Annotated in this window: 10 protein-coding genes; 4 read left to right on the forward strand and 6 right to left on the reverse strand. The window is 67.9% G+C overall.

The window, feature by feature from the left end; genetic code table 11:
• Positions 1–15: 15 nt before the first annotated feature.
• Positions 16–1,089 carry an NAD-dependent epimerase/dehydratase family protein gene (locus SAHL_RS07410; RefSeq protein ID WP_123590769.1) on the reverse strand — a complete coding sequence of 358 codons (1,074 nt, stop codon included), beginning with the start codon at positions 1,087–1,089 and terminating at the stop codon, positions 16–18.
• Positions 1,089–1,907: a lysophospholipid acyltransferase family protein gene (locus SAHL_RS07415; RefSeq protein ID WP_123590770.1), complete on the reverse strand. Its 819-nt coding sequence runs from the start codon at positions 1,905–1,907 to the stop codon at positions 1,089–1,091. Before SAHL_RS07415 ends, SAHL_RS07410 begins: the two co-directional genes overlap by 1 nt.
• An 85-nt stretch (positions 1,908–1,992) precedes the next feature.
• Between SAHL_RS07415 and SAHL_RS07420 the strand changes: the two genes are divergently transcribed.
• Complete coding sequence (locus SAHL_RS07420; protein ID WP_123590771.1) at positions 1,993–2,838, forward strand: ParB/RepB/Spo0J family partition protein; 846 nt, start codon at positions 1,993–1,995, stop codon at positions 2,836–2,838.
• 4 nt (positions 2,839–2,842) lie between these two features.
• Here SAHL_RS07420 and SAHL_RS17795 read toward each other — a convergent pair whose 3' ends face one another.
• From SAHL_RS17795 to SAHL_RS07440, 4 genes are all read right to left on the reverse strand, one after another.
• Positions 2,843–3,019 (reverse strand): hypothetical protein, encoded by a 177-nt coding sequence (locus SAHL_RS17795; RefSeq protein WP_184947499.1) that lies wholly within the window; start codon positions 3,017–3,019, stop codon positions 2,843–2,845.
• A 20-nt stretch (positions 3,020–3,039) separates the two neighbouring features.
• Positions 3,040–3,408 (reverse strand): c-type cytochrome, encoded by a 369-nt coding sequence (locus tag SAHL_RS07430; protein ID WP_123590773.1) that lies wholly within the window; start codon positions 3,406–3,408, stop codon positions 3,040–3,042.
• Between the two features lie 17 nt (positions 3,409–3,425).
• Complete coding sequence (locus SAHL_RS07435) at positions 3,426–3,767, reverse strand: c-type cytochrome (protein ID WP_123590774.1); 342 nt, start codon at positions 3,765–3,767, stop codon at positions 3,426–3,428.
• Positions 3,768–3,839: 72 nt separating this feature from the next.
• On the reverse strand, positions 3,840–4,511 hold the full coding sequence (locus SAHL_RS07440; protein WP_123590775.1) for a hypothetical protein: 672 nt from the start codon (positions 4,509–4,511) through the stop codon (positions 3,840–3,842).
• A gap of 57 nt (positions 4,512–4,568) precedes the next feature.
• Here SAHL_RS07440 and SAHL_RS07445 point away from each other — a divergent pair, with 57 nt between their 5' ends.
• From SAHL_RS07445 to SAHL_RS07455, 3 genes are all read left to right on the forward strand, one after another.
• Entirely contained in the window at positions 4,569–4,844 is a 276-nt protein-coding gene (locus tag SAHL_RS07445) for an acylphosphatase (RefSeq protein WP_123590779.1), read from the forward strand.
• Between the two features lie 80 nt (positions 4,845–4,924).
• Positions 4,925–5,662, forward strand: coding sequence for a hypothetical protein (locus SAHL_RS07450; RefSeq protein ID WP_148045517.1), 738 nt, complete (start codon positions 4,925–4,927; stop codon positions 5,660–5,662).
• A 357-nt stretch (positions 5,663–6,019) separates the two neighbouring features.
• Positions 6,020–7,630, forward strand: coding sequence for a peptide chain release factor 3 (locus tag SAHL_RS07455; RefSeq protein WP_123590780.1), 1,611 nt, complete (start codon positions 6,020–6,022; stop codon positions 7,628–7,630).
• Positions 7,631–7,795 lie beyond the last annotated feature (165 nt).

The following is a 7,795-nucleotide window of genomic DNA, read 5'->3' on the forward strand; positions in this document are numbered from 1 at the left end:
TCGTGGCGATGCGGCCTACTTGAGGCCGCGGTAGTGGCTGAGCAGTTCGGTCAGTGAATGTTCGGGTTCGAAGTCGAAGGTCCGGGCGAACAGGCTGCCGTCGATGATGACCGCATACTTGAAGAAGTCGATCAGATAGTCCGGCGGCGCATAGCGCCCGAGCGCCCGGACCGCTCGCCGGGCCAGTGCCGGCGGCACCGAGGGCAGAAACAGCCGCCGGCAGCCGGCCTGCTGAAGGGCATCCTGATACGCCACGTAGTCGTCAGGCGCGACATTGTATACGCCCGGATGGTTGCGCTCGAACGAGCGCACCACGGCGCGGGCCATGTCCTCCACGTGAATGAACTGCATCAGCGGCGAGAAGCCGAACAGACAGGGCGCGACCGGCTGCGAGAGCATGCGGCTGATCTCGTTGTTGATGCCCGGGCCCGCGATGTTGCACGGGCGCAGAATGCTGATGTTGAGCTCGGGATGCTTGTAGAGATGGATGTTGAACAGGTTCTCGAGCTCGACCGCATCGACCACCTCGCGCATCAGGTTGGCCGCGCGCATGGGGTACTCCTCGTCGATGAGCGAGGGGTTGCGCGCATCCGCGCCGTAGACGTGGTACGTCGACAGCGCTATCACCTGCTCGACCCCGTACTTCAGCGCGAGGCGCAGCAGTCGCGCGGTACCCACCACGTTGGCCGAATAGCGCCGGTTGCGGGTGGACTGGGTGAAACGGATGCGGCCCAGATGGATGATGGCCATGAAGCCGTGTTCGCGGAAGACGTCCTCGAAGGGGCGGGTGTTGAAATCCACCACATAGTCGACGGTGTCCGGATACTCGGCCTGCACGCCGCGAAACTCGACCCCGACGACGTCGTAGTGCTCGCGCAGCAGCGCGATGACGTGCTGGGCCAGCGCCCCGGCCGCGCCGGTGACCAGCACCTTGCCGCGGGTCTCGCTGCCGATGCCCAGGCCCGCCGGACGGGCCTGGGCCTCGGCTTCGGTGCGCCGGCGTGCGGGCGTCTTGCGGCGTACGGTCTCCGACGACGCGGCCGCGGACGCCCCGCGCCGCGCCGGCTGCTTGCGCTTGCCGTCGCTCATCAGAAGATGCTCTTGCGCTGGGCGATGCCGGTGTCGATGAGGTCACGGATGGCGTCCTTGACCTCCTCCACGCGCCATTCGACGTCCTGCTCGTTGCGCGCGTCGTTGGCGAAATGCATGGGCCGGCCGAAGTTCAGAAACACCCGCGCCGGCAGCGGCACGAGCGGCGCGAGCGGGAAATAGGGCATGCCGAGCATGCGCGCCAGCGGCTTGATGTCGACCAGCGAGGGCATGGTCTCCTCGCAGCCGACGACACCCACCGGCACGATGGGCGTGCCGTGCTCCATGGCCAGATGCATGAAGCCGTGGCCGAAGCGCTGCAGCTGGTAGCGCAGCCGATACGGCTTGCCCGAGCCGCGGATCCCTTCGGGGAAGACCACGATGGCCTCCTCGCGCTCGAGCATCTTGGCGCAGTTCTTCGGATCACCGATGACGCCGCCGACCGAATTCATCCAGTTGCCCAGAAACGGCACGGAGGGAAACCAGCGCTCGATCATCGAACGCGGCAGGCGCGCGTCCTCGGCCTTGTTGGCGACGGCGAAGCTGACCATGACGCCGTCCATCGGCAGCTGGCCCGAATGATTGCCCACGATCAGCAGGCGCCCGGATCCGGCGACGTTCTCGAGGCCGTGCGCGCGGACCCGAAAATAGTGCTCGTAGAGCCAGCGCACCGCCGTGAAGGTGATCTTGGCGGTATCCGGGTTCAGTCCCCAGGGGTCGTAGCCCTGACTGCCGATATTGTGCTTGGGCAGCGCATCGACGATTTCGTCGACCTCCCGGCTCACCGTCCGGGGTTTTAGAAACTGCCGGGTGCGCATCTGACTCCTCGCACACGGGCGCGCGCACGCGGCGGCCCGTCTATGGTTTTACACTCCGCCCTGTCCCTTGAGCTTAGCACGCACGATGCCGTCATCCGCAGACCCGCCGCCGCCCGAATCCGGCGCCACCGATCGCGCCGGGCGCGACCGGATCCACACCCTGCCGATCGAACGGATCGCACCGGGCGACAGCCAGGCGCGCAGCCGTTTCGACGACGATGCGCTCGCCGAGCTGGCCGCCTCGATCGAGGCCTCGGGCGTCATCCAGCCCGTGGTGGTGAGCGGCTCGCCGACCGCAGGCTACCGGCTGCTGGCCGGCGAACGCCGCTGGCGGGCCGCCCAGCGGGCCGGGCTGGCCGAGATCCCGGCGATCGTACGCAACGATCTCGGCGCCGGCGAGGCCGCCGTGCTGGGCCTGATCGAGAATCTCCAGCGCGAATCGCTGGGGGTGATGGACACCGCTCACGGCCTGGCGCGGCTGGCCGCCGAACACGGCCTGACGCACGAAGCCATCGCCGGCCGCATCGGCAAGTCGCGCGTTTATGTCACCAATTTCCTGCGCCTGCGACAGCTGGCCGAACCGGTCCAGGCGCTACTCGATGCCGGCCGTCTCAATCTCGGTCACGCCAAGATCCTGGCCGGGCTCGAGCCGCCGCGTCAGATCGAACTGGCGCGCACCGCGGCGGCCCGCTCGCTGAGCGTGCGCAGCCTGGAGCGGGCCGCGCGCGCGGCGGACACGCCGGCACCGACGGCCCCGGCCGGTGGCAGCGACATGGCGGAACTGGAAACGCGCCTGGCCGAACACGTCGGCAACGCCGTGCGCATCGATTACGATCCCGACCGGCGCCGCGGCGAACTGCGCATCACCTTCCATGACCTGGACGAGTTCGACGGCCTGCTTGCCCGTCTCGGCTACACCGGCGACGGCTGAGGCGTCAGCGACGATCCCGGGGCGGACGGGTCCGGCCCACCGCGCCCATCAGACCGAAGCCGACGATCACCGCCGCACCCACGCCGATCCACCCCGGCGGCACGCTCAGCATATAGGCGCCGCAGGCGAGCGCCCCGGCCACGACGACCACACCGAGCATGTATAGGGCGAAGTTCGACACGGCGCGCGGCCCGGCGGCCGTCAATCGTCCAGATAGGGGGTATGCAGCGGCGTGTCGGTCTGACGGCTGTAGTAGCGCGCCAGCGCCTCGAGCTGATCGTTGCTCATGTTCTGGACCTGGCCGGCCATGACCGCGTTCTCGCGTTCACCGTCGCGGTAAGCCTTGAGCGAATGCAGGAGATAGTCCTGGTACTGACCGGCGATGATCGGGAAGTTGGGCGTCTGCGCCACGCCGTTCTTGCCGTGGCAGCTGGCACAGGTCTGCGTGGTCTGCGACACCCAGTCGCTGTCGGCGGCCTTGTCCTGACCGGATTCGGACTGCGCCATGAGCGGGCCCGCGGCCAGCGACAGCGCGGCCACGAGGGCGATGCGAGAAAATGCGTGGATCATTCGTCTGCTTCCCGTGCTCAATCCGACTTCTGCTGCGACAGAAAGGCCGCGATGTTCTGGATGTCCTCGTCGCTCAGGCTGGAGGCCTGGGCGTGCATCGTCGAGTGCTCGCGCGCGCCGCTGCGATAGGCTTCGAGCGCCGATACGATGTAGTCCGCGTGCTGGCCGCCGATCTTGGGCACGTGGTACGTGGGATAGGCGTTGGCATACCCGTCGATGCCGTGACAGCCCGCACAGGTATAGAAGCGTTCCTTGCCGGCGACCGGGTCGCCGCCCTCGTCGGACTGAGCCCATGCCGGCGCGGCCAAAACCATGCCACACACGAACACCATCAGGCATTTACGCCAGCTTTGAATCATATGCTCTCCCGGTAACAGCGTGCGCCACGGAGCCCCGGCGCAGCGTTATGCTCTTGTAAATCGCCCGCCGAGTCAATTCACGCCGGTCTCGGCGGCCTCCGCATCGGCGGCGCTGGCCGGCTCGACCAGCCGAGCGGCGCTGGCGTTGAGGTTGAACCCCGAGGCCGCGCCGAGATCACGTTCGTCGAACTGCAGCAGTACGAGCCGCGCCAGCCCCCCGGCGGGCCCGCCCGCCGGGCCCGACCACACCCCGACCCGCGGCTCGCCGGCGGCCAGGCGCGGCAGACCGCCGCCGTAGACGCGTCGCAGCGGCTCCGGCGTCAGGGCGTCCGCGCCGGCATCCAACGGCGCCGTACTGAACTGAACGTCGATCCAGCTGCGGCGACGACGCGCAGTGATCGGTGCCAGCCGTTCGGCCGGCAGACGCGAAAGCACGCCGCGGACCAGTGACGCCGCCGCGTGACGGCCGCTGTCGGCCAGCGAACGGCGCGCCACCGGCCCGTGGCCGAGAGACGGCGAGCCTTCGGCATCCGTCAGGCGCAGACAGCTGTCGACATGGGCGCGCAGGCGCAGCGTCTCGCCCCGGGCGTGCGGCGCAGCGGAGAACGCGACGGTCGCGCTCAGCCACGGCCGGCCGCCGTAGGGGTTGGGCAGGCGCAGCTGCAGGCGCGCATCGCGGTTTCTCGGCGCATCCCCATGCCGGCCGGCTCGCGCGCGCAGCCGTGTGCGGATCAGGTTGAACATCGACCGACTCCGCCCGTTCAATAGCGTGTAGCCACTATACTCGAGCAGGACATGATCATGCGCAATGCACGTCACTATATCGTCACCGGACGCGTTCAAGGCGTGGGCTTTCGGGCCGCGACCGAACGGAGCGCGCGCGAGCTGGACCTGGCCGGCTGGGTGCAGAACCGCCGTGACGGCGGCGTCGAACTGGTGGCCGCCGGCGACGACGCCGCGCTCGATCGCCTCGGTGACTGGCTGGCCGTCGGCCCGTCGATGGCCCGGGTGGATCACGTCGAGGTCGCCCCGGCGGATTCCGACGACGATCTGCCGCAACCGTTCGCGGTGCGCTGACCGTAGCGCATAGAATATGCGCACTACATCAACCGTCGCGCCCGTCCGGCGCATCACTCGTCATGAATGAACGCCCCGATATGAATGAACGCCCCGATACCGCGCTGCCCGGCTGGGCCTGGCTCGGGCTGCCGCTGGTCATCTACTTCAGCCATTATCTGGCACGCGCGCTGCTGGACTTCGCGGTCTACGACCGCTGGGTCCTGCACGAATCGGGGATCACCGAAAAAGCCACCCTGGTGATGCAGGCGCTGGCACTGGTCGGCGGCCTCCTGGCGACACGCTGGGCCTGGCGCCAGGGCGACCGCAAGCTCGTCGCCTTCTTTCTGGTCTTTTGCCTCGGCTGTGTGTATTTCGGCGGCGAGGAAGCCAGCTGGGGCCAGCACATGGCCGGCTGGTCGGCGCCCGAGGAGTGGGCCGAGGTCAACGACCAGGCCGAGACCAACCTGCACAACACCAGCGGAATCGCCGGAACGCTGCTCGATCAGCTGCCCCGCAACCTGCTCGCGATCGCCATGCTGGTCGGCGGCGCCATCCTGCCGCTCGTGCGGCGCGCACGGGGCCTTCGCCACTCGCTGCACTCATTCCGGGGGCTGATCATGCCCGGCTTCGAATGCGTGGCGATCGGCTTCATCGCCCCGCTGGCCTCCATTCCCGAAAAGATTCTCAAGGCCGTCGCCGGCACGGTGCCCGCGCCGCTCGAGATCGAGGCCGGGGAAGTCAAGGAATTGATGTTCGCGGTCTTTCTGGCGATGTACATCGCCGGCGTGCTCGTGCGCATGCGCCGTGCCGGCGCGGCGGCCCCGTCGCCGCACTGATCCGCGACCGACGGACGCGTCGCCGGCTCTTTCGACGAGCGCCCAAAAAGAAGCCCGGATCGGGAGGGCAACCGATCCGGGCCAGGGGGCGGACGTCGCCAGGGGGAGAACGACGCCCTGATCCACGCAGCGGCATGACTCGGGTAGGATGCGCGCTGCGTATTGCAGATCGGTGAGGGGGAGACACCGTCTCTGCGACAGCGGGGTGACCCCGCTGCGTGATGTGAACTATAGGCGTACCGTATCGACTCTGCCAATTGAGTTTCTATTGCCTATGGATAGCGCTGTACTATACAGCGATTATTGCCAGCACAGACAGTAACCTATGACCCCGTGGTGATCTGCCCGGAGCGCCCGATGACTCAACCCGCCGCAACAGCGAACACGCCGACTGCGCAGGAAGCGGCCAAGCGACGCACCTTCGCGATCATCTCCCATCCCGACGCGGGCAAGACCACACTCACCGAAAAGCTGCTGCTGTTCGGCGGCGCGATCCAGCTCGCGGGGACCGTGAAGGGGCGCAAGGCCTCGCGCCACGCCACCTCCGACTGGATGGCGATGGAGCAGTCGCGCGGCATTTCCGTAACCACTTCGGTGATGCAGTTTCCCTATAACGAACGCATCGTCAACCTGCTCGACACTCCGGGCCACGAGGACTTCTCCGAGGACACCTACCGCACGCTGACCGCGGTGGACAGCGCGCTCATGGTCATCGACATCGCCCGCGGCGTGGAGCCGCGCACCATCAAGCTGATGGAGGTCTGTCGCCTGCGCACCACGCCGATCTTCACCTTCATCAACAAGATGGACCGCGAGGGCCGCCCGCCCCTGGAGGTGCTCGACGAGATCGAGGACGTGCTGGGCATCACCTGTGCGCCCATCACCTGGCCGATCGGCATGGGCAGCCAGTTCAAGGGCGTGTATCACCTGCTCGAGGACAAGGTCTATCTCTACGAGGGCTCGGACAACGAGGGCGGCGGCCGCACGGTCACCCTCGACGGCCTCGACGACCCGCGCCTGGCCGAGATCGCCGGGCATTATTACGACGATCTGCTCGAGGAGATCGAGCTCGTGCGCGAGGCCGGCGACGGCTTCGACCTGGAGATGTATCTCGCCGGCGAGGTCACCCCGGTGTTCTTCGGTTCCGCGGTCAACAACTTCGGTATCCGGCCACTGCTGGATGCCTTCGTCGAGTGGGCGCCCGCACCGCGTCCGCGCGAGACCCGGGCCCGCGACGTGGCGCCGTCCGAGGACGCGCTGTCGGGCTTCGTGTTCAAGATCCAGGCGAACATGGACCCGCAGCATCGCGACCGGATCGCGTTCATGCGCGTGTGCTCCGGCCACTATGCCAAGGGCATGAAGATGCGCCATCTGCGCGCCGGCAAGGACATCCGCATCAACGATGCGCTCACCTTCATGGCCAATCGCCGCGAGGCGGCCGAGACCGCCTGGCCCGGTGACATCATCGGCATTCACAACCACGGCACCATCGCCATCGGCGACTGCTTCTCCGAGGGCGAGGAACTGGCCTTCACGGGCATTCCGAACTTCGCGCCGGAGCTGTTCCAGCGCGTGGTCCTGCGGGATCCGCTCAAGGCCAAGGCCCTGCACAAGGGGCTCGACCAGCTCTGCGAGGAGGGCGCGACCCAGGTCTTCCGGCCGCTGCACAACAACGACGTCATCCTGGGCGCGGTCGGCACGCTGCAGTTCGACGTGGTCGCTCAGCGGTTGAAGTCCGAATACAACGTCAACGCCGGATTCGAGGCGGTCCAGGTCCATACCGCGCGCTGGATCTACGGCGATGCACGCGAGATCCGGCGCTTTCGCGACCGCATGGACACGGGCGTGGCCGAGGATCACGGCGGCGCGCTGGTCTATCTCGCACCGTCGCGGGTCAAGCTGCAGCTGACCGAGGAACGCTGGCCGGAGATCACCTTCGCGGCGACCCGCGAATTCAACGCCGGTTGAACGCCGCTCAGTCGGCCGCGGTCTGCAGGCCGATGCCGACACGCCCCAGCTGCTCGGCCTCGCGCGCCAGATCCGCGCGCGTCAGCGGCCGTCGGTTCAGCCAGTCGGCGGCACAGAACAGCTGCACGCCGGTCTCACCGGCGCCGAGCCGTACCGGCGGCGCGG

The sequence above is a fragment of the Salinisphaera orenii subsp. halophila YIM 95161 genome (assembly GCF_003732545.1).
GTDB classification, from domain to species: Bacteria; Pseudomonadota; Gammaproteobacteria; order Nevskiales; family Salinisphaeraceae; genus Salinisphaera; species Salinisphaera orenii_A.

Coding starts and splice junctions, on each gene's coding strand:
- SAHL_RS07445 (WP_123590779.1), top strand. CDS start 4,569: ATGCGCAATGCACGTCACTATATCGTCACCGGACGCGTTCAAGGCGTG.
- SAHL_RS07450 (WP_148045517.1), top strand. CDS start 4,925: ATGAATGAACGCCCCGATACCGCGCTGCCCGGCTGGGCCTGGCTCGGG.
- SAHL_RS07420 (WP_123590771.1), top strand. CDS start 1,993: ATGCCGTCATCCGCAGACCCGCCGCCGCCCGAATCCGGCGCCACCGAT.
- SAHL_RS07410 (WP_123590769.1), bottom strand. CDS start 1,089: ATGAGCGACGGCAAGCGCAAGCAGCCGGCGCGGCGCGGGGCGTCCGCG.
- SAHL_RS07415 (WP_123590770.1), bottom strand. CDS start 1,907: ATGCGCACCCGGCAGTTTCTAAAACCCCGGACGGTGAGCCGGGAGGTC.
- SAHL_RS07440 (WP_123590775.1), bottom strand. CDS start 4,511: ATGTTCAACCTGATCCGCACACGGCTGCGCGCGCGAGCCGGCCGGCAT.
- SAHL_RS07430 (WP_123590773.1), bottom strand. CDS start 3,408: ATGATCCACGCATTTTCTCGCATCGCCCTCGTGGCCGCGCTGTCGCTG.
- SAHL_RS07455 (WP_123590780.1), top strand. CDS start 6,020: ATGACTCAACCCGCCGCAACAGCGAACACGCCGACTGCGCAGGAAGCG.
- SAHL_RS07435 (WP_123590774.1), bottom strand. CDS start 3,767: ATGATTCAAAGCTGGCGTAAATGCCTGATGGTGTTCGTGTGTGGCATG.